23 protein-coding genes and 1 pseudogene are annotated in these 22867 nt (G+C 69.3%); 14 read left to right on the top strand and 10 right to left on the bottom strand.

The window, feature by feature from the left end; all coding sequences use genetic code 11:
• Window positions 1-10: 10 nt before the first annotated feature.
• The 3 genes from PV343_RS04290 to PV343_RS04280 all read right to left on the bottom strand — a co-directional run bounded on the left by PV343_RS04290 (window position 11) and on the right by PV343_RS04280 (window position 2959).
• Window positions 11-1279, bottom strand: a complete 1269-nt coding sequence (locus PV343_RS04290) for a cytochrome P450 (RefSeq protein WP_319145399.1) — start codon at window positions 1277-1279, stop codon at window positions 11-13.
• Between the two features lie 61 nt (window positions 1280-1340).
• The gene (locus tag PV343_RS04285; RefSeq protein ID WP_319145398.1) at window positions 1341-2744 is read right to left on the bottom strand and encodes an FAD/NAD(P)-binding oxidoreductase; all 1404 of its coding nucleotides are present in this window, start codon (window positions 2742-2744) and stop codon (window positions 1341-1343) included.
• Window positions 2741-2959, bottom strand: a complete 219-nt coding sequence (locus tag PV343_RS04280; RefSeq protein WP_319145397.1) for a ferredoxin — start codon at window positions 2957-2959, stop codon at window positions 2741-2743. Before PV343_RS04280 ends, PV343_RS04285 begins: the two co-directional genes overlap by 4 nt.
• A 691-nt stretch (window positions 2960-3650) precedes the next feature.
• On the opposite strand from PV343_RS04280, the gene PV343_RS04275 reads away from it, so the two are divergent.
• The 4 genes from PV343_RS04275 (at window position 3651) to PV343_RS04260 (ending at window position 5187) form a co-directional block, all read left to right on the top strand.
• Window positions 3651-4052 (top strand): hypothetical protein, encoded by a 402-nt coding sequence (locus tag PV343_RS04275; protein ID WP_319145396.1) that lies wholly within the window; start codon window positions 3651-3653, stop codon window positions 4050-4052.
• Window positions 4053-4058: 6 nt separating this feature from the next.
• Complete coding sequence (locus tag PV343_RS04270) at window positions 4059-4481, top strand: SsgA family sporulation/cell division regulator (protein WP_319145395.1); 423 nt, start codon at window positions 4059-4061, stop codon at window positions 4479-4481.
• A 41-nt stretch (window positions 4482-4522) separates the two neighbouring features.
• On the top strand, window positions 4523-4852 hold the full coding sequence (locus PV343_RS04265) for an NIPSNAP family protein (RefSeq protein ID WP_319145394.1): 330 nt from the start codon (window positions 4523-4525) through the stop codon (window positions 4850-4852).
• 146 nt (window positions 4853-4998) lie between these two features.
• Window positions 4999-5187, top strand: coding sequence for a hypothetical protein (locus PV343_RS04260; protein WP_319145393.1), 189 nt, complete (start codon window positions 4999-5001; stop codon window positions 5185-5187).
• A 278-nt stretch (window positions 5188-5465) separates the two neighbouring features.
• Here PV343_RS04260 and PV343_RS04255 read toward each other — a convergent pair whose 3' ends face one another.
• Entirely contained in the window at window positions 5466-6140 is a 675-nt protein-coding gene (locus tag PV343_RS04255) for a TetR/AcrR family transcriptional regulator (protein WP_319145392.1), read from the bottom strand.
• A 198-nt stretch (window positions 6141-6338) separates the two neighbouring features.
• Here PV343_RS04255 and PV343_RS04250 point away from each other — a divergent pair, with 198 nt between their 5' ends.
• From PV343_RS04250 to PV343_RS04240, 3 genes are all read left to right on the top strand, one after another.
• A complete protein-coding gene (locus PV343_RS04250; RefSeq protein ID WP_319145391.1) occupies window positions 6339-9560 on the top strand; it encodes a bifunctional cytochrome P450/NADPH--P450 reductase in 3222 nt (1073 codons plus the stop codon).
• 162 nt (window positions 9561-9722) lie between these two features.
• Window positions 9723-10769 (top strand): zinc-binding dehydrogenase, encoded by a 1047-nt coding sequence (locus PV343_RS04245; protein WP_319145390.1) that lies wholly within the window; start codon window positions 9723-9725, stop codon window positions 10767-10769.
• A 109-nt stretch (window positions 10770-10878) separates the two neighbouring features.
• Window positions 10879-11529 (top strand): TetR/AcrR family transcriptional regulator, encoded by a 651-nt coding sequence (locus tag PV343_RS04240; protein WP_319145389.1) that lies wholly within the window; start codon window positions 10879-10881, stop codon window positions 11527-11529.
• On the opposite strand, the gene PV343_RS04235 is transcribed toward PV343_RS04240, so the two are convergent.
• Window positions 11498-12133 carry a TetR/AcrR family transcriptional regulator gene (locus tag PV343_RS04235; protein WP_319145388.1) on the bottom strand — a complete coding sequence of 212 codons (636 nt, stop codon included), beginning with the start codon at window positions 12131-12133 and terminating at the stop codon, window positions 11498-11500. The genes PV343_RS04240 and PV343_RS04235 overlap by 32 nt on opposite strands.
• A gap of 138 nt (window positions 12134-12271) precedes the next feature.
• Between PV343_RS04235 and PV343_RS04230 the strand changes: the two genes are divergently transcribed.
• From PV343_RS04230 to PV343_RS04200, 7 genes are all read left to right on the top strand, one after another.
• Complete coding sequence (locus tag PV343_RS04230; protein ID WP_319145387.1) at window positions 12272-13417, top strand: VOC family protein; 1146 nt, start codon at window positions 12272-12274, stop codon at window positions 13415-13417.
• Window positions 13414-14355 carry a fumarylacetoacetate hydrolase family protein gene (locus PV343_RS04225; RefSeq protein WP_319145386.1) on the top strand — a complete coding sequence of 314 codons (942 nt, stop codon included), beginning with the start codon at window positions 13414-13416 and terminating at the stop codon, window positions 14353-14355. The genes PV343_RS04230 and PV343_RS04225 overlap by 4 nt, the downstream gene beginning before the upstream one ends.
• Complete coding sequence (locus tag PV343_RS04220; protein WP_319145385.1) at window positions 14352-15974, top strand: bifunctional 3-(3-hydroxy-phenyl)propionate/3-hydroxycinnamic acid hydroxylase; 1623 nt, start codon at window positions 14352-14354, stop codon at window positions 15972-15974. The genes PV343_RS04225 and PV343_RS04220 overlap by 4 nt, the downstream gene beginning before the upstream one ends.
• A complete protein-coding gene (locus PV343_RS04215; protein WP_319145384.1) occupies window positions 15971-17992 on the top strand; it encodes an acetoacetate--CoA ligase in 2022 nt (673 codons plus the stop codon). Before PV343_RS04220 ends, PV343_RS04215 begins: the two co-directional genes overlap by 4 nt.
• Window positions 17989-18339, top strand: a complete 351-nt coding sequence (locus PV343_RS04210; protein WP_319145383.1) for a DoxX family protein — start codon at window positions 17989-17991, stop codon at window positions 18337-18339. Before PV343_RS04215 ends, PV343_RS04210 begins: the two co-directional genes overlap by 4 nt.
• A gap of 106 nt (window positions 18340-18445) precedes the next feature.
• Window positions 18446-19156 (top strand): hypothetical protein, encoded by a 711-nt coding sequence (locus PV343_RS04205; RefSeq protein WP_319145382.1) that lies wholly within the window; start codon window positions 18446-18448, stop codon window positions 19154-19156.
• A 155-nt stretch (window positions 19157-19311) separates the two neighbouring features.
• On the top strand, window positions 19312-19725 hold the full coding sequence (locus tag PV343_RS04200; protein ID WP_319145381.1) for an SRPBCC family protein: 414 nt from the start codon (window positions 19312-19314) through the stop codon (window positions 19723-19725).
• Between the two features lie 257 nt (window positions 19726-19982).
• Here PV343_RS04200 and PV343_RS04195 read toward each other — a convergent pair whose 3' ends face one another.
• From PV343_RS04195 to PV343_RS04175, 5 genes and pseudogenes are all read right to left on the bottom strand, one after another.
• Window positions 19983-20579 (bottom strand): cadmium resistance transporter, encoded by a 597-nt coding sequence (locus tag PV343_RS04195; RefSeq protein WP_319145380.1) that lies wholly within the window; start codon window positions 20577-20579, stop codon window positions 19983-19985.
• Between the two features lie 169 nt (window positions 20580-20748).
• On the bottom strand, window positions 20749-21669 hold the full coding sequence (locus PV343_RS04190) for an MBL fold metallo-hydrolase (RefSeq protein WP_319145379.1): 921 nt from the start codon (window positions 21667-21669) through the stop codon (window positions 20749-20751).
• 154 nt (window positions 21670-21823) lie between these two features.
• Window positions 21824-22123 (bottom strand): hypothetical protein, encoded by a 300-nt coding sequence (locus PV343_RS04185; protein ID WP_319145378.1) that lies wholly within the window; start codon window positions 22121-22123, stop codon window positions 21824-21826.
• 435 nt (window positions 22124-22558) lie between these two features.
• On the bottom strand, window positions 22559-22699 hold the full coding sequence (locus tag PV343_RS04180; RefSeq protein WP_319145530.1) for a hypothetical protein: 141 nt from the start codon (window positions 22697-22699) through the stop codon (window positions 22559-22561).
• A gap of 38 nt (window positions 22700-22737) precedes the next feature.
• Window positions 22738-22839, bottom strand: a pseudogene (locus PV343_RS04175) (IS5/IS1182 family transposase); the annotation flags it as partial.
• Between the last annotated feature and the right edge of the window lie 28 nt (window positions 22840-22867).

Here is a 22867-nt window from a genome sequence, read left to right as displayed (position 1 = left end):
TGGACACGGGTCAGTCACGGATGCCGTCGATGTCGACCAGGACGTGTCGCGGGCCACGGAAGATCTGGTTGTGCCGGTAGGGCGGGGGGTCCTGGACGAGCCGGGGGTTCTGCACCCGGCGGACGAACTCGGCGACCGCCACTTGGACTTCGAGCCGCGCGAGCGGAGCGCCGAAGCAGAAGTGGATGCCCTGACTGAACCCGAGGTGCTCGTTGTCACGGCGTTCGAGGTCGAGTCTGTCGGGGTCGGTGAACCGTTGCGGGTCGCGGTTCGCCGAGCCGTACGCCAGGAAGATCGGCGCGCCCTTCGGGATGGTGGTGCCGGCGATGTCGATGTCTTCCACGGCGGAGCGGGTGTGCCAGAACTGCACCGACGACTCGAAGCGCAGCAACTCCTCCACGCCGGGGACGATCAGCTCGGGCCGACGGCGCAACCTCTCGAGTGCGTCGGGGTGGCGCAGCAGGGTGAGCACGCTGTGGGCGATGAGGTTGACCGTGGTTTCGTGTCCCGCGAAGATCAGGAGCAGGGTGTTGCTCACGAGCACACCCTTGGACATCCGTCCCTCCGGGCCGTCCTCGTTCACCAAGGCTGAGAGCATGCCCGGTCGTGGCTCTTGGGCGAACCTGTCGAGGAGCTCGGCTGCGAACTGCCCGAACTCCTGCACGGCCTGTCTGCCTCCGGCCTGCCGGCTCTGGATCTCTTCGGAGGCGGCCTCGGGGCCGAAGTCCAGAGCGTCCAGTGCGGTCTCGATCCACTGGTGGAAGCGCGGCTCATCCTCCAGGGGCACGCCCAGGACCTTGCAGATCACCGTCACCGGCAAGGGGTAGGCGAAGTCGTCGACGGCATCGATCCGGGTCTTGCCCTTCATGTCGTCCAGGAGGCCGTCCACAAGACGGCGGATGTCGGGCTCCAGGTCGGAGATCAGATGAGGCGCATGCGGCGGGCCGGCGAAGTGCGGCATCATCGTCCGGCGGTCCCGATCGTGCTCGGGCGGATCGCAGGTGATGATGTTCGGCTCGGTCAACGCCTCCCTGATCGGCTCGGCCACCGGCTCCGCCGAGCCCGCCGCCCGGGCCGCGGCCGGGGCGGGGCACTTCCGTGGATCCGAACTGACCCGGGGGTCGTGCAGCAGCGCGACGATCTCCTGGTAGGTGCTGACGACATAGGTGCCGTCCGGCTGCCGCGCCACCGGTTGCTTGCGCAGTTCTTCGTAGAAGGGGTACGGATTGGCGCGGTTGGCGTAGCGGAGGGCCTGTTGCCAGGGGGTTTCCTCGACCACGAAGCTCCCCTCCTTCTTCCTGTCGATGCTGTCCGCCTACGGGCTCGGCCCGACGAGGGTGTCAGTGCGCGCGCGGCCTGAACTGAGCCGTCCGCTCGCTGGGCGCATGTCCGGTCAGGACGACGTCGGGGACCGCCGTCGGGACCCGCGGGTCCGGAAACTCCGCTGGCATCGGCTTCGCCTCGGGCGGCTGGTCCCAGCCCGGCGGCGGAGGCGGGAACGGGCCAGATCGCTCGATCAGCTTCCCGTAGTACTCCAGCCACTTGCCGTGGTCGAAAGTTACGGCCGCGACGATCCGGCCTCGGTAACCGTAGGCGGCGGCGAAACGGCGCTCTTCGACGGACCCCTGGGTGAAGACGATCTCGTCACCGAAAGGCGGCACACCGACGGACTTGATGTTCACACCGAACTGACCGGACCAGAAACCGGGAAGCAACAGATGCGGACGATAGTGGGGCTCGAGGTTCACCATGTTGTGCGCCGCGATCTCGGCGCCGAACACAGCGTTGTCCCAGTGCTCCATCGCCAGGAACTGGTATTCGTACAGCACATGTGGCGCACGCGCCACGTCGCCGGCCACGTAGACACTGTCGGTGACCACGCCGTTGATGTCGAAGGCTCGCCCACCGGCATCGCACCCGACGCCCCAGAAACCGGCCGCCAGCCCGGAGCCCTCCAGCCACTCCACGTTGCGGATCGACCCCAGCGAGGCCACCACCACGTCGGCGTCGACGGTGGATCCGTCCGACAGATGCGCACGCCGCACGTGCCCTTCGGAATCGCCCTCCAGTGACGACACGCCCAGCCCACAGCGCAGGTCCACGCCGTGATCGCGCTGCATCTGCGCGGCGATCTCCCCGATCACCCCGCCCAGCGCGCCGACCAATGGCGCCGAACCCCGCTCGGCGACGGTCACCGGGATGTCCAGTTCCCGGCAGACAGAGGCCACTTCCGAGCCGATGAAGCCGGCGCCGATGACCAACACCCCCGACGGCGGCTCGGCCAGCTCCTTCTGCAACTGCTCCGCATCGTCACGCGAGCGGATCGTGTGCACCCCGTGCAGGACGGCCTCGGCCGGGTTCGGCCACTGTCGCGCGCGGGTGCCCGTGGCGATCAGCAACCGGTCGTACGGGACATGCTCCCCGTCGGCCAGGCGCACCTGCTTGGTGACCCGGTCCAACCCGGTGGCGGCCACCCCGAGCCGCCAATCAGCATCCACGTCCCGCATGCGCGGCAGCTTCGTGTGGTCGGCCGGCACCCAGCCCTTGAGTACCTGCTTGGACAGCGGCGGACGGTCGTAGGGCTCGTACGGCTCGTCCCCGATGATGGTCAGAGAACCCGTGAAGCCTTCGTCGCGCAGGGTCTCCGCGGCCCGTAGTCCGGCCAGGGAGGCACCCACGATGACGATCCGGCCGTTGGCCCGGAACCCGCGCACCAGCTCTGCGACCGTTGCCGGCAAGGTCATGACGCCTCGCTCCCCTCCGCGCCGTCCACGCGGTCGATCATGATCGCCTGCACCGGGCACGCCGCGGCCGCTCGCTCCACCTGCAGGCGCCGCGCGTCATCGGGGTTCGGCTCATAGGTGAGTGCCTCCTGACCGTTCAGCCTGAAGACCTCGTGCGCCAGATACACGCACTGTGCATAGCCCTGGCAGCGATTCAGGTCCACGACGATCCGCATGGGCAGACTCCTTCCGTTCTGCCTCCCACCCCACCGCGACCAGCGACCCGGTCAAGAAGTCCTGGTCATGAAGCCACGGGTCGGCTTCTCGAGGCTCCCGTCAGGCGACCGGGCCGGGTGCCCCACCCGTCGCCCCGGCCAGGCCACTGACTGAGCAGATTCGGTCCCGTTCCTTCACGGCGACGCGTGTGGCTGGGAGCGTGTGCGCAACCAGGAGGGGGCGCTACGTCGACGGCGTCGGCACAGGGTGTGCGCGGTCATCTCGCCCTAGAAACATAGTCGTCCCGCCTTCCGGCGATCGCAAACCCGACACTGCAGGGCCGGTGCAGTGGGGGAGCGGTCCAAGCTCAGCAGGACGTTCTGTCAGCTGCTGACGAAGCGGGTCCGTGGCAGCCGGCGAGTAGGCGCGGACACGTCCATGACTTCGCCTTGGGCTGAGCCGCTCTTCGAGCCGGTGAAGCCACCAATCACCGAGGCCCGCTCCGGCCGCCGTCGTCCGGCCGACCCGACCGCGTGCTGGCGCGTACGCCGGGTAGTTGCCTTTGTCACGTCACCCCATCCATACGGCGTATGTTAATAATGGGAGCACAGTTCCATACGACGTATGGAACTGCCTGCCGGACCCGGTCAGGCGCACACAGCACCTGACAGAACCGCCGTTGGCGCATCACGCCACCGGGAAGGAAAGATCATGAAGAAGCTCACGAAGCGCATCGCCCTCACTGTCTCCTCCGTCGCGGTCGCCGGTGTCGCCGCCCTCGGTGCCGGTGGCACCGCTTCGGCCGCGCCGCTTGCGTCCACGCATGCCCAGCGCCCGACCGACGGGGCCGCGGCCGCTGACAACAGCTGGGACCACGGTGTCGGCTACCTGCTCGAGCGGGGCTACTCCTGCGACGACCTCCGCGGTTGGCACCAGGACCACCACGGCACCGACTCGGCCCGGCACGACTGCGACGGTCTCTACTACCGCGACGGGTACTTCTACCGCTGGGATGGCCAGGGACACGGCCGGACGTCCGACAGGTCCTACCGGCAGGACGGCAACCGCTGGGAGCGCGACGGCTGGGGCGAGCAGAGCCACACCCAGGAGTGAAAGTCGATGAAGAAGCCCTTGAAGGCCGTAGCGCGGCGGGTGAGCGTGCAGTTGATCGTCTCGCACGCCTGCTCGTTGCCCCTCTGCGTACGTCTGCGGTACGAGCCCGCTGATCCCTATGTCGTCCACGCCGATTTCTTCGTCGACTGTGACGAGACGGTCGAGTGGGTCCTGGGGCGGGATCTTCTGGCTGACGGCCTCAAGGGTTGTGCAGGCCACGCGGACGTCCGGATCTGGTCGGCAGCGGGGCGGGGCGACCAGTCGGTCTACATCGCCCTCGGGTCTTCCGCGGGCACCGCTCTGCTGGAGGCCCCCGTGCAGGAGATCCGCTCCTTCCTCCGGGAAACGGAGGCTCTGGTCCCCCGGGGTACAGAGTCCGGACACATCGACTGGGATGCCGAACTGGCACACCTGCTCCGCCCCGGCTGACCGACCACCATCCATGCTCAGAAAGCAAAGGAACCAGCGTCATGTCGCAGTACCAGCTCCGTGTCTACACCTTGCGCAGTCCCGACGCGCTCTCCGCCTACGAGAACGTCTGGGCCCGGCACATTCCCGGTATGGCTAAGCACCGGATCACCACACACGGCGTCTGGACGGTGCCCGCGGCACCCGGAAGCGGGACGCCCCGGCTGTACGCCCTCGTTTCCTACCGGGACGCCGACAACATGCGGGAGCGGCTGGAGGCGTACCTGTCGAGTCCAGAATTCCGCGCGGACATGGAGGGTTTCGACATCGGTCAGATCATCGATGTCGACGAGTCCGCACTGACGCCCACGGCCGACTCGCCCTTGCGATGACGTTCGACGCTCCTGCAGGTGACGCGACCAGAAGGGCAAGTCCCCTCAGGGCTCTTGCGGATCTGGGCGATCTCATCGCGGAGGTCCACCGGAGATGCGACACCACGCGTCCTGCAGGTCCGGAGCAGCACGACCGGATTGCCCGGTTGGCCGTCGCCGCGGAGCTCGCCGGCCAACTGCAGGAGCTGGCCCTTGCCTTGATCGAGGAACACGTCAAGCACTGTCGGACGCACGGCTCCTCGTGGGCCGACATCGGTGCCGTCCTGGGGGTGACTCGACAGGCGGTCCAGCAGCGCTTCAGCGGCGCGACCAAGCGCTACAGCCCCAATCGCTGACCAGCGCCACTCGGCTCCCGCAGGCCGCCGGTGTCTCGCCGAGAGCGGTCCGTGACGACCTGCTCATCGGTCTTGCCCAGCTCGGCCGCGGAGCAACCGCCGACATCCTGGCGCAGGCTCGCTTCGCCCTGTCCTGTCTCGGCGCCGGGCCTCGGGCAAACCGGCAGCGGCTGCTCCGGGACGGTCATCCTGCAGGGGACGGGTGGCTCCAAGTGCGTCGCAGGCTGGACTCGCCCGATCACGGGCGCGCCAGTCTGCAACGCCTTGGGACTCCCGACTCAGCGGCTGGCGTCCTGGCCGTTACGACCTGCGCCGAGCTGGCCCTCCAGGCCCGTGATGAGTGTGTCGATGACCAGACGGAACATGTGCTCCTGGTGAGGGCCTGCCTGGTCTGTGTCCGTGACCTCGTCGACGGCGGTCCCGGCCGGTTTGAGGCTCGCCCATTGCCGGAGAGAGCCGTTGAGTTCGGCGCTGAGGACACCGACGACGACGGCGACCATGAGAGCGGCGGTCTCCGACACCTCAGCCTGCGACACCCCTGCGGCGGCCACGATCGCAGTGAGCGCGGTCCAGAAGGGATCGTCGGGCTGGATGAAGTCCGGCTGGTGGCTGAACGAGTAGGCCAGCAGTTCGGGATGACGGTGCGCCAGGGTCCGGAAGTCCATCGCGAGCAGGCGGAAGCGCTCTTGCCACGGCGCGTCCTGCAGCGTCACGGTGCGGAACTGGGCGCCGACCATTCTCGTCACGCCGCGGAGCACGGCTTCCTTGTTCGGTACGTGGTGGTACAGCGACATCGGGTTCGCGTCGAGCACCGTGGCGAGTTTGCGCATGGTGAGCGCCTCGACCCCGTCCTCATCGATGAGCCGCAGGGCGGCGTCATAGATGCCTGCCTCGGTAAGCGGCACATCCCTTTTTCTGGTCCCCCGCGGGGGGCGCCTCACCTTCTTTTCCATATCACGTACGGTACCAGTTTCGTACGCTGTATGGAAGTGAGTCGAATCACTGCGTCACCGGCCTGCCTCGCGGGTTGCGCAGGGTTTCCGTACGGCGTACGGTACTAGTTCCATACGGCGTATGTTTCTGTTCTGGCGCAACAGCATCGACCTGCGCGACGCGCCCTTGCCCATCCCCTCCACGCCGAGGAGCAAGCCATGACCACGCACTCCGCGAACGACCTTCGCCCCATCCGCTCCCCCCGGGGCATACCCCTGCTCGGCCACACGCCGCAGATCCCCGCCACCAACCCGGTGGAGTACTTCAACGAGCTGTCCAAGCAGTTCCCCGAAGGCATCTACGGCATGGACATCGCCGGCATCGAGCAAGTCTTCGTCTACGACCCCGACCTGGTGGCCGAGGTCTGCGACGAGAGGCGGTTCTTCAAGCAGATCGAGAAGACGCCGCTGAACCATGTGCGGGACTTCACCGGTGCGGGCCTGTTCACCGCCCACCAGCATGAAGAGGAGTGGGCCATGGCCCACCGGATCCTGCTGCCGGCCTTCAGCCAGCGGGCCATGAAGACCTACTACGGGCAGATGCTGGAGATCGCCCGGAACCTGGTCGGCAAGTGGGAGAGCCGGGAAGGCCAGCCGGTCAACATCACCGACGACTACACCCGGCTCACCCTCGACACCATCGCCCTGTCCGGGTTCGGCTACCGCTTCCAGTCCTTCGACAAGGAGGAGCTGCATCCCTTTCTCAACGCGCTGCTGGAGGCGCTGATCGAGTCGCTACGGCGCTCACAGGAGCTGCCGATGATGACCAAGCTCCGCAAGGGCGACGACAGGAAGTACCGCGAAAACATCCAGCTCATGCGCGACCTGGTCGAGAGCGTGATCAAGGAGCGCCGCGAGGGCAAGGGCACCGGCGAGGAGGACCTGCTGGGACTCATGCTGGAAGCGACCGACCCGGACACCGGCAAGCTGCTTGCGGACGAGAACGTCCGCGACCAGGTGGTGACTTTCCTCATCGCCGGTCATGAGACGACCAGCGGCCTGCTCTCCTTCGCCACGTATTCGCTGATGCGCAACCCGCACGTCCTGGCGCAGGCATACGCGGAGGTCGACCGCCTGCTGCCGGGCGACACCATCCCGGACTACGACACGATCATGCAGCTCGATGTCATCCCGCGGATCCTGGAGGAGACCCTGCGCCTGTGGGCTCCGATCCCGATGATCGCCAAGGCGCCCATCGACGACACCGTCATCGGCGACCGGTACGAGCTGAAGAAGGGAACCAGGGCCAACATCCTCATGGGTGCGCTCCACACCCACCCTGGCGCGTGGGACCGGCCGGAGGAGTTCGACATCGACCGGTGGCTGCCGGAGAACCGCGCCGAGCAGCACCCGCACGCCTACAAGCCGTTCGGCAACGGTGTGCGTGCCTGTATCGGCCGGCAGTTCGCGCTCACCGAGGCCCGCCTGGCCCTGGCGCTGGTGCTGCAGAAGTTCAGGTTCTCCGACACCGCCGACTACAAGATGGACGTCCGCGAGGCGCTGACGCGCAAGCCCGGCGACTTCCAGCTCGTCGTCCGCAAGCGTCAGGAGCACCAGAGGACCGTCTTCGGCGCCGCCGACCTGCAGACCGGCGACACGCAGGCGCAGGCAGCGGTCAGCGGTGTCGGTGTGAACCTGACCGTCGCCTACGGCTCCAGCCTCGGTTCCTGCGAGGACCTGGCGCGCACCATCGCCGACCGCGGTGAGCGCTCCGGGTTCGGCACCACCCTGGTGAGCCTGGACGAGCTGGGCGACAACCTGCCCACCGAGGGCCTCCTCGCCGTCGTCGCCGCCAGCTACAACGGCAAGGCCCCCGACAACGCCCAGCGCTTCGACGACCTCCTCGCCGCCGGCCTGCCGGAGGGCTCGCTGTCGAACGTGCGGTTCGCACTGCTGGGCGCCGGCAACACCCAGTGGGTGGCCACCTACCAGGCATTCCCCAAGAGGATCGAGGAAGGTCTGCTGGCGGCCGGCGCCACCCCGGTTGTCGAACGCGGCATCGCGGACGCCGCCGGTGACTTCGACGGCATGGCCACTCGGTGGATGGACACCCTGTGGGCCACCCTGGCCGAGGAGTACGCCGCCGACACCTCCGAAGTGAGCGGCCCGCGCTTCCAGGTCCAGCTGCTCACCGAGTCCGACGTGCGCCCCGCCATCGTCTCCGAGCAGGCGTACCCGCTCACGGTGGTGGCCAACGAGGAGCTCGTGGCCGACGCGACCGGCCTGTGGGACTTCCGGATCGAGCTGCCGCGCCCGTCCGCGAAGTCCATCACCTTCGAACTGCCTGACGAGGTCACCTACGACACCGGCAACCACCTGGCCGTCTTCGCCAAGAACGAAGTCCCCTTGGTGGAGCGCGCGCTGAAGCGGCTCGGAGTCGACTACGGCCAGGTCCTCCGGCTCGAGCAGCCGGCCGGGGGCCGCACCCACCTGCCGGTCGGTACCCCCGTCACTGCCGGCATCCTGCTCACCGAGTTCCTGGAACTGCAGGACGTGGCCACCCGCTCCCAGATCCAGACCCTGGCCGAGTACACCCAGTGCCCGTGGACCCGGCCGCAGCTGCTGGCGTACACCGCCGACACGGAGGAGGCCGAGGAGCGCTACAGCAAGGAGATCCTCGGCAAGCGGATCTCCGTGCTGGGCCTGCTGGAGCGCTTCGAGGCGGTCGAACTGCCGCTGGCGGTCTTCCTGGAGATGATGGGCCCGATCCGCCCTCGCTTCTACTCCATCTCCTCCGCCCCGTCGGCCAACCCGCGCCATGTGCGCCTGACCGTCGGCCTGCTGGAAGGGCCGGCCCTGTCCGGCGACGGCCAGTACCGCGGCACCTGCTCCTCCTACATCGCCGGCCTCGAGCCCGGGGACGTCGTCTACGGCTACGTCCGTGTGCCCTCCCCGACGTTCGCCCCGCCCGCCGACCCCACCACGCCGCTGATCCTCATCGGCCCCGGCACCGGCATCGCGCCGCTGCGCGGGTTCCTGGAGGAGCGGGCCCGGCAGCACGCAGGCGGCATGCAGGTCGGCCTGTCGCAGGTCTTCGTCGGCTGCCGCCACCCGGAGCACGACTACTTCTACCGTCAGGAGATGCAGGACTGGGAGCAGGCCGGGATCGCGCAGGTCCACACCGCCTTCTCCGCGGTGACCGGCCACCCCGCCCGGTTCGTGCAGAACGCCATCGCGGGCGCCGCCGACACGGTATGGCAGGCCATCGAGGACGGTGCGTACCTCTACGTCTGCGGTGACGGCCGCCGTATGGCACCCGCTGTCCGCGAGGCACTGGCCGCCATCTACCGCCAGAAGACCGGCTGCGGCGACGAGAGGGCCCAGCAGTGGCTCGCCGAGCTCGAAGCCGCCGAGCGTTACCAGCAGGACGTCTTCGCCTGACCGTCGCACGCCGTGCAGACGTGCGACTCCCGGCCGCCGGGAGGCGTGCGGCATCCTCCGCTGCCGGCCGTACGCCTCCCGGCCACCACAAGCCACTCGAAACATCCCATGGCACCCATGTCCCCAGCCTCGGGCGGTGCCGCTCAGAGAAAGCAGATCTTCATGGACACCATGCTCGCCGGACGCTTCCACCTGGACAGCAAGAAGTTCGCCGTGGAGGAGGTCCCCATCCCCGTGCCGGGCCCGGGCGAGGTCCTCATCGAGGTGAAGGCCGCGGGCGTCTGCCTCTCGGACGTCCACCTGATCGACGGCTCCCTCGTCCCGCTGTTCGCCGCCTCCGACACGGTCACCGTCGGCCACGAGGTCTCCGGTGTGGTCCACACGCTCGGCCCCGACCTCAGGCGCGGCCTGCCGGTCGGCACCCGTGTCACTTTGGAGGCCGGCAAGACCTGCGGCACGTGCGCCGGATGCGTGCGCCGCCGTCCCTGCACCCGGATGCTCACCGCCGGCATCGACTACGACGGCGGCTGGGCCGAGTACGTGATCGCCCGTGAGGACACCCTCATCCCGATCCCCGACAGCCTCCCCTTCGACCAGGCCGCGATCATCCCCGACGCGGTCTCCACCCCCTATGCCGCCGTCGTCACCACCGCAGGTGTCCGTCCCGCCCAGTCCGTCGGCGTCTGGGGCGTGGGCGGAGTCGGTGCTCACAACGTCCGCCTCGCCCGCCTGGTCGGCGCCGCCCCGATCATCGCCGTCGACCCGCTGCCCAGCGCCCGCGAACGCGCGCTGGCCTTCGGCGCCGACTACGCCCTGGACCCGGCCGCGCCCGACTTCGCCGACCAGGTCCGCGCGGCCACCGAAGGACGGGGCCTGGACTTCGCCTTCGACTGCGCCGGCGTACCCGCCGTGCGCGAGCAGGCCGCCTCCGTGCTCGGCCTGGGCGGCTCCCTGATCCTGGTGGGCATTACCCCCAGGCCGCTCACCATCACCGAGGGTCTGACCTTCAACTACATGTGCAAGCAGGTCCGCGGTCACTACGGCGGCAGCCCCGAGTCGGTGTCCGAACTGGTGCGGCTGACCGCGGCAGGCCGCCTCGACCTGGCCCCCTCCATCACGGACCACATCCCGCTGGTGGACGCGGCCGACGCGGTCAGCCGTCTGGAGAACAAGGTCGGCGACCCGATCCGCCTCATCCTCGTCCCCTGACGCCTGTCAGCAGGACATCGAGCCACCCTGGGCAGGGGTGAGTCGGGCGCCGGTGCGTGAGGGAGCACCGGCGCCCGCGGTTCTCCGGCAACCGTGGAGAGAGACAGCCGTGCAGACGACCGACATCATGGGCCGTGCTCCGCAGCGCAGGGATGCCCATTCCAACCGCAGACGCATCCTCGCGGCCGCCCGGCAGAGACTGCTGGAGGACCCCGACGCGAGTCTCGAGTGCATCGCCGAGGCGGCCGGCGTCGCCCGGCGCACCCTGTACGGACACTTCTCCGGCCGGCAGGCGCTGATCGCCGACCTGATCCAGGAAGCAGGCGGCGAACTCCAACAGGCGTTCTCCGCAGGTCGTATCGCGGATGCCGACCCGATCGAGGCGATGACGCGGATGGTGCTGGCGGCATGGGCGGCGGGCGATCACTACCGCATGCTCTTGGCCTTGGGTCGGCGCTGCCCGGGCGAGGACGCGTTCCGTGCCCCCCTCGCACCGGCCCGCGAAGCGGCCGTCGCGACCCTACGGCGCGGTCAGCGTGAAGGCGTCTTCGCGGACCTTCTTCCCGCCCCCGTACTCGCTCAGGCGCTGGAGGCACTGGTGCTGGCCCTCGCCGAGGAGAACGCCGGGTGCCCGTGGGCGGACCCCACGGGTGCGGCCGCAGCGGCTGCGTTCCTCGTGGCCGCCGGCGTGGCACCACAGGCGGCTGCGCTCCGGGTGCGGGACGTTGTCAGGCGGATTCGGGCAGCGGGCGCCGGGTGACCTCGTGCGCGTCGTCCGGGGGGACGCCGAGCATGCGCAGGACCATCTCGGCCAGGTCGGCGGCGGCTTCGTCGCCGTCGAGGTCCGGGCGGTCCAGCCGGAGAGCCACCAGGGACAGCAGGGTGCCGCCCAGGGCGGACAGGGCGGTGGCCGCGTTGGCGCAGGTGAAGCGGCCCGATGCGATGCCGATCTGCAGATCGCGCAGGGCGCGCGGGGAGAGGCCGCGGTCGGAGTGGATGTGGGACAGGCCGCGGTCGCGCAGGATCCGCATGAGTTCGGGGTGGGAGTCGGCCATCCGGGCGGCGAGCCGGAAGCCGGCCGCGACCAGCTCGGCCGGATCGTCGATGCCTTCCACGCGTTCGTCGATGACCTGCCCGAACTCCTCCAGGGCGTCGGTTACCGCGGCGTCGAACAGCTCCGTCTTGGACGCGAAGTGGTTGTAGAAGGATCCGAATCCGACGTCCGCGCGCTCGGCGATGGCCTGGATGCTGGCGCTGGTGTCGCCGGTCTCCGCGAGGATCTGCCGGGCTGCGCGGACGAGGGCCTGACGGGTTTCGGCGCGGCGCCGCTCGAAGCGGTTCTGGGGCGGGGCTGACGTCGGCATACGGATCAGTGTAACCGTCGCCCCGATGACTCTGCCATTACTGATGAGATCCTCAACTATCTGGGCGGTACCCATTGACTGAGGGAAGCAGCAGAGTTGATTATTTCCTCATTACAGCAGTGTTGCCTGGAGGACACCATGTCCCACATCCCCGTTGACAAGGGCGGTCCACTGACGCCCCACCAAGACCTCCACAGTGAGCAGGGCGCCCTGCGCGGCGAGCACCCCGGACGAGCCCAAAACCCCGTGATCAAGGTGGCGGACCTGGCCTGGCTCGAGTTCGAGAAGCCGGACCTGGACCGGGCCGAGGTGTTCGCCCGTGACTTCGGCTTCGCGATCGCCGCCCGCACCCAGCACGAACTCTGGCTGCGCGGCACGTTCGCGGGCTCACCCTGCATGCTCATCCGGCGCGGGCGCGCCTCCCGCTTCCTCGGGCCGGCTTTCCGCGCGGCCGAGCGGGCCGATGTGGACCGGCTGGCCGCCGCCGTCGGACACGGCGTCCGGGACATCGACGTCCCCGGCGGCGGCCGGTCCGTCGCCCTGTTCGATCCCTCGGGCCTCCCGGTCCGGGTGGTGCACTGCGCCCAGCCGCTGCCCGCGCTGCCGGAGCAGCCGCCGCTGACCCTCAACACCGGCACCGAACCCCGCCGTACGAACGCCACCCAGCGCCCGCCGCGCGAACCCTCCCGCATCCAGCGCCTGGGCCACGTCGTGCTGGAGACCCGGACGTTCGCCCGCACCCTGGACTGGTATCTGGACACCCTCGGGATGATCGTGTCCGACTTCCTGTTCCTGGACGGGCAGCGCGGGCGCGGGCCCACCATGGCGTTCATTCGCTGCGACCAGGGCAGCCTCCCCGTGGACCACCACACTCTCGCCCTGCACCTAGGGCCCGGTACCGGCTACGTCCACTCCGCCTACCAGGTCACCGACCTCGACGCGATCGCCGTCGGCGGGGAGTACCTGGCCGAGCGCGGCTACCAGCGCAGCTGGGGGATCGGCCGGCACATCCAGGGCAGTCAGCTCTTCGACTACTGGCGTGACCCCGACCGCTTCATGCTGGAGCACTTCGCCGACGGCGACCTGTTCTCCTGCGACCTCGAACCCGGATGGGCACCGATGTCGGCAAGCGGCCTGGCCCAGTGGGGCCCGCCTGTCACCCGCGACTTCCTGGGCACCAGCCCCTCTCCCGCCAAGCTCCGCGAGGTCATGACGGCCCTGCGCGGCGACAACGAACTCGACCCGGCACGCCTGCTGGGACTGATGAAAGCGATGAGCTCATGAGCACCAACGTTCTGCGCACCCCTGGGGGAGGCTGGTGGGCCGTCCGGGACGAGCGCGCCGTCCGCATCGAGACCAAGGCGGTCACCACGGCCGAGCTGCTCGCCGACCGGGACGCCGTGCGGGAAGCCGCGGCCTCCGGCGAAAGCGGCACGCCCGTCGCCGACCTCGTGGCACTGCCCCCGGTCACCACCCCCTGCCGCGTGGTGGCCCAGATGGTCAACTACCGCAGCCACGCCAAGGACTCCGGGTTCACCGGCGACATACCGCCCACCTTCTTCCGCAAGGCGTCCGGCTCGGTCAGCGGCCCGCACGAGCCGATCGCCCGCCCCGCGCACGTGAACTTCCTCGACTACGAGGTGGAACTCGGCCTCGTCATGGGCGCGCCGCTGCCCGTAGGCACGGTGGTGGAGGAGCGGGACCTGCCGTCGTATGTCGCCGGGCTCGTCCTCACCAACGACGTCAGCGCCCGCGACGTCCAGCTGACCAAGACCCAGTTCTACGAGAGCAAGTCCTATCCGACCTTCACCCCGACGGGGCCGTACCTGGCCCTGCTGGAGCCCGAGGACTTCGCCCGGCTGATCGACCTACGGCTGCGGCTGAACGTCAACGGTGTACCGCGCCAGGACCGCACCCTCGCCGACATGATCGTGCGACCGGCGCAGGCGCTCACCCTGCTCGCCCGCTTCCAGACCCTCGCCCCGGGCGACCTGCTGCTCACCGGCACACCCGGCGGCACCGCTCTGAAGGCCCCGCCCAAGCCGGTCGAGAAGATCGCCGCTCTGCTGCCGCCCGCGCTGAAGTGGAAGGCGTTCTTCAAGGGCCAGGCGAAGAATCCCCTGTACCTGCGCAACGGTGACCTCGTCACCGCCACCATCGCCACCCCCGACGGGCACATCGACCTGGGCGAGCAGCGGACCGCTGTGGCGGACGCGAGGTGAGCGCCGCATCTCGGATTCCAGTGGTGATCATCGGCGCGGGACCCGTCGGAGTCACCGCCGCGCTCCTGCTCGCCAGGCACGGAGTGACCAGCCTCGTCCTGGAACGCCACCAAGACGTCTACCCCCTGCCGCGCGCTGTCGTCGTGGACGACGAGGTGCGCCGGATCCTGCAGAGCGTCGGCGTCCACGAGGAATTCGCCGCCCTCGCCCGGCCGGCGCGCGGGCTGCGGCTGCTGGACGCCCGGCACCGCGTGATCGCCGAATTCGCGCGATCCCGGCACGGCCGTCACGGCTTTCCCCAGACCAGCATGTTCGACCAGCCGGACCTCGAGCGTCTGCTGCGCGACGCCCTGGCGCGCCGCCCGGAGTGTGAGCTGCGGGGCGCAGTGGAGGTCGTCTCCGTCACGCACAGCACCGACGGGACGGCTCCGGTCCGGGTCAGCTTCCGCCGCGAGGGCAGCGAAGAGGAAGAGCACGTCTGGGCCGATGCCGTCCTCGGCTGCGACGGCGCCGGCAGCCTCACCCGCGACACCATCGGCGCCGCATGGGAGGACCTGCACTTCGAGGAGAGCTGGCGAGTCATCGACGTGCGCACCAGCCGACCGGTGCGGACCTGGGAAGGCGTCGACCAGATCTGCTGCCCCACCCAGCCCGCCACCTTCATGCGCCTCGGCGAGGACCGCTATCGCTGGGAGTTCCGGCTGCCCGCCGACGTGCACCTGGACGGCCCGGACGGCCGGGAACGCCTGCGCGAGCTGGTCGCCCCGTGGTTGGACGTGCCGTCCGGCGCCGCGGGGGCCGACGACTTCGAGGTGATCCGGCAGGCTCAGTACACCTTCAGGGCCCGCCTCGCCGACCGGTGGCGCAAGGGACGCGTCTTCCTGCTGGGCGACGCCGCCCACCTCACGCCTCCCTTCATCGGCCAGGGTCTGTGCGCGGGCCTGCGTGATGCCCGAAACCTCACCTGGAAGCTCGCCCGGGTTCTCCGGCAGGGCGCGGGGGAGGGGCTTTTGGACACCTACGAACGTGAGCGCAAACCGCACGCCCGCCACGTGATCCGGCTCGCGGTGGCCGTCGGCTGGGCCATGACGGGTGGACAGGACCGCGGTGCGGCCCTGCGCCGAGCCGTCGTCGGCGCGGCATGCCGCCTCCCCGGCGTGACCGCGGCGGTGAGCCGCGACCTCAGCCCCGCGCTGAGGGCCGGCCCCTTGGTACGGCGCCGCCCCGGCTTCGTCGGTCGCGGTCTTACCGGCACCATCTGCCCGCAGCCCTGGGTGATCGTCGACGGCAAGCGGATGCGCCTGGACGACGTCCTGGGAGACTCCTTCGCCCTCCTGACCGCTGTGCCGCCCACCGCGCACATGGCGGCCGTGGCCACGGCACTTGACGCAGCCACCCTCCACGTCGACGACCTGGACGACGACGGCACGCTGGCCGCCTGGCTGGCACGCGGCCGGGCGGACGCCGCCCTGCTGCGCCCCGACCGCGTCGTGATGGACACCGTCCCCGCCGGGACCGGCCACTTCCCGGACCCCACCGCCTGGGCCGCCCTGCTCCACCCGGCCCGCACCGTCACCGATGCCCGGCCCGACCCCCTGCCGAGGAGCACCGCACCATGACCACCCCGCATCCGGAACCGTTCCTGCCGCCCGACCCGGCGACGGCCACCGGCAGCCGCATCGCGGATTTCGCCCGCTGGGCCGCCCGGCACCAAGGCGTCGAAGGGATCCAGGACCCCGGCGACTACGAAGCCCTGCATCACTGGTCCGTCACCGACCTGGAGGGATTCTGGACGGCGGTGTGGGACTACTTCGACATCGACGCTGCCACCCCGTACGAGCAGGCGCTGGCCGAGGAGACCATGCCCGGCGCCCGCTGGTTCACGGGCGCCACCCTCAACTACGCCCACCACGCGCTGCGCAACCTGCACCCGGACGCACCCGCGATCACCGCACTGGACGAGACAGGAACCGGCTACGAGATCACGGGCCGACAGCTGCGCGCCCAGGTCGCCTCCGTCGCGGCCACCCTGCGCGACCTGGGCGTCGGCCAGGGTGACCGGGTAGTCGGCTACCTGCCCAACACCCCCCACGCCGTCATCGCCTTTCTCGCCACGGCCAGCCTGGGCGCGGTGTGGTCGGTGTGCGGCCAGGACTACGCCCCCAAGGCCGCAGCCGACCGCTTCGCGCAGCTGGAACCGACCGTGCTCCTCACCGCGGACGGCTATCTCTTCAACGGCACGCGGCAGGACCGCCGCGCCGCCTCACTCGACCTCGCCCAAGCCCTTCCCACGGTGAAGGCCACGGTGCTCGTGGACCACCTGGGCCTGACCTGGCCCGAGACCGGGCACAGCAGCCTGACGGTGCCCTGGGAAGACGCCGCCACGCGCACCGAATACCTCACCATCACGCCGGTGCCGTTCGACCATCCGCTGTGGATCGTCTTCTCCTCCGGTACCACCGGCCTGCCCAAGGGCATCGTCCACGGCCACGGCGGCGTCCTGCTCGAACACCTCAAGATCCTCGGCCTGCACTGCGACCTGGGCGTCGGGGACCGCCTGCTGTGGTACACCACCACCCACTGGATGATGTGGAACCTGGTCGTCTCCACCCTGCTGACCGGCGCCACCACCTGCACCTACGACGGCAGTCCCGCGCCGGTTCAGCGCCCGGGCATCCTCTGGGAGCTGGCGTCCCGCCACACAGTGACCGTCTTCGGCACCAGTCCCCAGTACCTGCTGGCCATGGCCAAGCTGGGCATCGAGCCCGCCGTGCACGACCTGTCGGCCATCCGGGCCATCGGCAGCACCGGTTCCGCCCTGCCCGCCTCCGCCTACCCCTGGGTCCGCGACCACGTGGGCGCCGGTATCCAGCTGGCCTCCACCAGCGGCGGCACCGACGTCGTCTCCGCCTTCGCCGGCAGCGCCCCCACGACCCCCGTCTGGGCAGGCGAGGTGTCCGCCCCCAACCTCGGCGTCGCGCTCGCGGCGTACGACGGCGCAGGACGGCCGGTCGTCGACCAGGTCGGCGAGCTGGTCGTCACCCGCCCCATGCCGTCCATGCCGCTGTACTTCTGGAACGACCCCGACGGCAGCCGCTACCGCGACGCCTACTTCACCGCCTACCCGGGCGTATGGCGGCACGGCGACTGGATCACCCTCACCTCCCACGGCTCGGTGATCGTCCACGGCCGCTCCGACGCCACTCTCAACCGCAACGGCGTACGCATGGGCAGTGCTGACATCCACGACGCCGTCGAACGCCTCCCCGAGATCACCGAGGCCCTCGTCATCGGCACGGAGGAACCCGACGGTGGCTACTGGATGCCCCTGTTCGTCGTCCCCGCGCCCGGTGTCACACTGGACGACACTCTGCGCGAGAAGATCCGCGACGCCGTCCGCACCGGCGCCTCGCCCCGCCACGTCCCCGACGAGATCATCGCGGTGCCGGCCATCCCGCACACCAGGACCGGCAAGAAGCTCGAGGTCCCGCTCAAGCGCCTCTTGCAGGGCGCGCCCGCCGAGCAGGTCCTCAATCCCTCCGCGGTCGACAACCCGGACCTGGTCGCCTACTTCGCCGATCTGGGAGCCGACCGCCGCCAGGCCCGTCACCCGCACACCGACAAGGACGCTTCATGAGCCTTTCCGCCGCCCTGGCCTGCCCGATCGTGCTGATCTTCACCCTGCTGGGCGTAGCCAAGACGCTGGCGCTCGGCCCGATGCCCGAGCTGGCCGCCCACGCCGGCTTCACCACCGCCTCCTACCGGGTGATCGGCGCGTTGGAGCTGGCAGGCGCCATCGGTGTGGCCCTCGGTCCGGTCCTGCCGCTGTTCGCAGAGCTGGCCGGCCTCGGCCTGCTGATGCTGCTCACCGGCGCGGTGATCACGCATGTACGCAAGAAGGATGGGCTGGCCAAACTCGTCCCTGCGGCGCTAAGCATCGCACTGGTGGCCTGGTACCTCGTGCTCCTTGCCGACGTCAGCTGACGGCCTGCCGCGTGACCGGTGATTTCACAGCAGGGGGCTCTGGTCGTGCCGTCGACGTCACGCAGTCCTGTTCGCGAGCCCACGCCGGCGCTGGCAGACTGAAGTCGTGTTCTGGCCGATGGCCGCTACCAACCAGTACGCGTCCTCAGCTCTCGCCGGCGCCAGTGTCGTGTCGACATGTGCGTTGCTCTTCACCGTCGCGTCGTTCTGGTGGCTCAACGCGAGACAGGGACGCCTCAAGGCGTGGGAGCCGCACGCTTTCGCAGCGATCGTCCACTCGTCCACGGCCCGCCTGCGACTTCCGCTCGTCCTTCACAACACGGGCCCCAAACCGATCATCGTGCAGGACCTCATCCTGACCTTCCCCGACGAGACCGCCTCACATCTGCCCCTCCTGTGGGTGTCCTCGCCGTCTCGTCTTCAGCCGGGTCCGGACGAGGAAGCGAAGCTCCCGGCCGGCTTCGTCGTGGCGGGTCGGGAGGCGCAACAACTCTTCCTCGAGTTCGAGGCACCCTTTTCCGGACTCCTTCCGGAGGCTCGAGACTACAAGGCGCAGATACAGGTGAGGGTCGGCCACCGCAAGGGATGGCGTCCACTCCTGACGTTCACCTTGAGGGCCGCCAATATCGTCGATCGCCACCGCTACACCGTGTACAGCAATGCGCCGGTGGAATTGACGAAGCAGGATCGCAAGAGAGCAGACGCTGCGCTGCTGGAACTGCTGGAAGAGCATGGACACACCTCCGCCCCCGACAACAGGAGTCAGCAAGACTCGCCGGATGATGACGGCGAGCCCGGCATGGGGCGAGGAGGCTAGCGGCCACCACGCGCATCCTGGCCCGTCTCCGCCCGGACGATCGCCCTCGAGCACTCGCCGGCCCCGCGGGTCGCAACGGGTGACCGTTGCGCGAACCGGGCGACGGCACCAACTTTCGGTTTCGCTTCGTCCCGGTTCAGGGGATCTGGTGGGCTATGGGTGACTACAGCGACAGCATCACCGTGCATGTGCCCTCTGACCGGCTCTTCGCCTACCTCTCCGACGTCCAGCACCTGCCCTCCTACATGCCGCGGCTGACCTCGGCACGCCCTCAGGAGGGTGACAAGGTGACCGTCACTGCGCACATCGACCCTCCGGGGGCGCCGGAGCGGGACGTCACCAGCGAGGCATGGCTGCGTGTGCGGGAGGAGGGAAAAAGCCTGGAGTGGGGCGCGCCTGGCTCGCACGACTACCACGGCCGCTTGCACGTCGAGGACGGTGAGGAAGACGGCACCTGCCGTCTGACGGTCGAACTCCACACCGAGCACACAGAGGGCGAGCAGGTCGGTCAGGGCATTCAGGAAGCACTGAACGGCCTCAAGCGGTCGGTCGAGAGTGCCGAACGCTGACCCAACTCCCGTTGGGTGCCCGGGACCCGTTCGGTCAGCACTCCGACGGTGGTCGTCCGCACAGGCCACGCCTTGTTCGCGTGGACAGCACACGAGCAGCTTCACCGGTCGAGTGGAACACCGCAGCCCTGCGAAGCGAACAGTGGCGCCGCCGAATTGCTGAGGCCCGAGAGACTTTGAACGCCTTGCTGTCCGATGCCGTTCCTTGCTCATGGAGCGATCGTGGACGGGATAGAGCTACGGATCAGAAGGCCGCGTTAGAGACCGAAGGCTCCACCCTCGATGAGGATCAGCAGTCCGATGGCGATCAGGACGACCGGCAACAGGATGTGCCCCCACCGACTGAGCGCCTTGGCGACCAGAGGGCGAGTGGCGAAGAAGCGCCCCGCGAAGCACCACACAGCGACGAGGATCAAGAACACGAGGGCGTACACGCTCATGCCGCCCACACCGGCTGTGGCGAAGACGGGGACGTAGACGCCGATGTTGTCCCCGCCGTTGGCGAAGGTGACCGCTGCGACCTCCAGCGCTTTCGGGCCGCCCTCCTTCGCCGCTTCCTCGTCGTCTTCGTCGCCCCGGTGCTTCCAGGCCTGCCAGGCCGCCTTGAGTCCCAGCGCCAGCGGCAGCAAGCCGAGGTAGGGGATGGCCGACTCGGGCAGCAAGGTCGCGCCGAACGCGGCGGCGACGGCTACGGCGAGGATGGCGGCGAAGCCGAGGTACTGCCCCAGCACGATCCGGCTTGTGGCGCCGGGGTGTCCCGGTCCCTGAGCGAAGAACAACGACAGGATCAGGATGTCGTCGATGTTGGTGACAGCGAACAGGCCGGCCGCCTGTCCGACGATGCCCAGGTCCACGGAAACGGCCCCTCCCGCTCGGTTTCCTCGGACCCTACCGGCCGTGCGCCGGCTCGCCGACGGCCAGGCCCAGCACGAAGGGGCGCGAACCCTGATGACTGCGTGGCCCGCGTCGGAGAGCCAGCGCCCACCCCCCCCATTGACCGCGGACCTCGAAGGTGCCCGGAGTTCACGTGAGACCGACGAGGGGCGCGCTGGGTTGCCAGGAGACGGGCAGGACGACGTCGACGCCGTCACGGTGGGCCAAGGGCAGCAGCCGGTTCATGGTGGTGCCGAGGTCATCGAGCAGGTAGGGCATGGGGCGCAGTGGCCGGTCCAGGCTGAGGAAGAAATCGTCCCAGTGCACCAGGATGACTCGCCTGGCCCCGGTCCTCACCACGACCTCGTCCCAGTAGGTGTGAAGAAACTCGGCGGGCTGTTTACCCAGCATGCCGACGCCCAGGTAGATGACGTCGGCGCGGTGACCGCGAAGCGCGCCGGGCCGGAAGTTGGCGCTGGCTTGCAGGAGCACGCGGCCGTGGGGGTGGGTGACGAGCACGGAGTAGGCGGTGCCGGTCTTCCACGAACCGGCGCGGGCCGGCGGCACCAACGGCCGTTCAACGGTGCCCGGATAGTGGTCGCCCGGGCTGTGCACGGAGTCCAGGAAGGTCAGCGTGAAGCTGCCGTACGTGGCGGTGTCGCCGTCGCCCACCACCCGCAAGGACGACTCGGGAACTCCCAGGCCGCGCCCGATGTTGGCGGTGGACTCCGAGCCGACCAGTTCGGCGCCGGTCTCCAGCGCCCATACCGGTGCGTCCAGGGCGTGGTCGTAGTGGGAATGTGCGCACACCACAGCGGCGAGGGCGCTCATCCGAAGCCGCTGGATGGCGGCACGGACCAGCGCTCGGTCTGGGGCGATCTTGCCCATTCCCACTCGGAGCATCCCGGGGCGGGTGACGAACCCGTCACTGAGCACCGAGGTCTGTCCGTCCGACAGCAGCACAGAGCAGGTGCCCAAGAAGTGAGCGATCAGCCCCTCATGGTGCGTTGCAGTGCGCTGCTGGTAAGGCAGGTAGGGCCGCAGATTCGGGCGACCGATCGGCACCTTCATACGATCATTCTCAGGCCCCACAGGTAGGAGAGCCAGGTCAGGATCTCGTGTGTCCTCTCACAACGGCCCCCATTGCGCGTCCCTGTGGGTAAGCGCGGGCGGCCTTCAGTGAAGGGCACCCGACCAAGTTGGCTGGTCAGGGGCCGATCTAGCGCTACCGCGGGGTCAGGACGCAGAGCGAATGGCCGTCGTCGGGATCTCCGACATATGTCCAGAGCTTCAGTGTCTTGCCGTCTCGCAGGGCCTCGTAGGTGGAGCTCACGCGATCAGCTTCGAAGGACACCGTGACGCTGCTCTGCCCGTCCGAGTCATCCTCGTCCCAGGTACCCGATCCCGACCGCGGTTCGTTCTGCGGCCCGTAAGCATCGATGTCGTAGTCACCGCAGACGTCATCGGCGGTGAACGTTCCATCCGGCTTCAGCTCCAGCCTTCCGCCCTTGCCGTCACCCCACACAGTCGCTGCCTGCGATCGGGATAGCTCGGCCTGCTTGCCGTCAGGAACTGGCGGGAAAGCGAACCTGCCACATGCGACGAGGGCGAACGCGACGGGAGTAAGGACCAGGACCGCCCGACAGGAACGCAACTCACGCCACCCCAACACTTCACGCAGGACACACAACGACCGGGTTCGGCCAGTCCTCGAACAGGTGCACGTCATCTTGGCAGCATTATTGAACATGTTCAACTTCTCGGTGCGGCCCGTGCACAGAAACGGGTGCTGCTCCGGACCGCGCGGTCGGCCCCCGGCGCTACAGTCGCACTGCTGCCTGGCAGTCGCACAGGTCCGTGCCCCCGCCGTGTTCGATCGACCGGTGGCCAAGGGGGAGCCGCCGGGGGGGTGTCGGCCAAGGGGGAGTCGCCGGTGGGGTGTCGGCCAGGATCAGGGAACTCACGCGTCGGCCCCGGCCCGCTCGCGGACCAGGCGGCGGAGCCGGTCGTGGAACTCGCGGACCAGATCGTGGTTGCGCCAGCGCCGGAAGAACGCGTAGACCCGGTCCGACGGTGGGAAGTGGCAGGCATGGCCCGCCACTTCGTGCCGTTGTCGACCAGGTGGCGGATCGCGTCCAGCATCGCGCGGTGGCCATAAGCCTCCGGTTGCCCGCCCCGGCCCCGCAGCCGGCACGGCACCGGCAGCAGTGGCCGGACCACCGCCCACTCGGCCTCCGACATGTCGGTGGGATACCGACGCGCGCGCCCC

The sequence above is a fragment of the Streptomyces sp. WI03-4A genome, assembly GCF_033792105.1.
In the GTDB taxonomy this organism is placed as follows: domain Bacteria; phylum Actinomycetota; class Actinomycetes; order Streptomycetales; family Streptomycetaceae; genus Streptomyces; species Streptomyces collinus_A.
This window is presented reverse-complemented; position numbering and strand designations above follow the sequence as displayed.

Bases quoted from the DNA above. Each gene is read 5' to 3' on its own strand.
- PV343_RS04210 (WP_319145383.1), top strand. From the start codon at position 17,989: ATGAGCCTTTCCGCCGCCCTGGCCTGCCCGATCGTGCTGATCTTCACC.
- PV343_RS04275 (WP_319145396.1), top strand. From the start codon at position 3,651: ATGAAGAAGCTCACGAAGCGCATCGCCCTCACTGTCTCCTCCGTCGCG.
- PV343_RS04250 (WP_319145391.1), top strand. From the start codon at position 6,339: ATGACCACGCACTCCGCGAACGACCTTCGCCCCATCCGCTCCCCCCGG.
- PV343_RS04200 (WP_319145381.1), top strand. From the start codon at position 19,312: ATGGGTGACTACAGCGACAGCATCACCGTGCATGTGCCCTCTGACCGG.
- PV343_RS04215 (WP_319145384.1), top strand. From the start codon at position 15,971: ATGACCACCCCGCATCCGGAACCGTTCCTGCCGCCCGACCCGGCGACG.
- PV343_RS04265 (WP_319145394.1), top strand. From the start codon at position 4,523: ATGTCGCAGTACCAGCTCCGTGTCTACACCTTGCGCAGTCCCGACGCG.
- PV343_RS04255 (WP_319145392.1), bottom strand. From the start codon at position 6,140: ATGGAAAAGAAGGTGAGGCGCCCCCCGCGGGGGACCAGAAAAAGGGAT.
- PV343_RS04230 (WP_319145387.1), top strand. From the start codon at position 12,272: ATGTCCCACATCCCCGTTGACAAGGGCGGTCCACTGACGCCCCACCAA.
- PV343_RS04285 (WP_319145398.1), bottom strand. From the start codon at position 2,744: ATGACCTTGCCGGCAACGGTCGCAGAGCTGGTGCGCGGGTTCCGGGCC.
- PV343_RS04235 (WP_319145388.1), bottom strand. From the start codon at position 12,133: ATGCCGACGTCAGCCCCGCCCCAGAACCGCTTCGAGCGGCGCCGCGCC.
- PV343_RS04190 (WP_319145379.1), bottom strand. From the start codon at position 21,669: ATGAAGGTGCCGATCGGTCGCCCGAATCTGCGGCCCTACCTGCCTTAC.
- PV343_RS04270 (WP_319145395.1), top strand. From the start codon at position 4,059: ATGAAGAAGCCCTTGAAGGCCGTAGCGCGGCGGGTGAGCGTGCAGTTG.
- PV343_RS04225 (WP_319145386.1), top strand. From the start codon at position 13,414: ATGAGCACCAACGTTCTGCGCACCCCTGGGGGAGGCTGGTGGGCCGTC.
- PV343_RS04280 (WP_319145397.1), bottom strand. From the start codon at position 2,959: ATGCGGATCGTCGTGGACCTGAATCGCTGCCAGGGCTATGCACAGTGC.
- PV343_RS04245 (WP_319145390.1), top strand. From the start codon at position 9,723: ATGGACACCATGCTCGCCGGACGCTTCCACCTGGACAGCAAGAAGTTC.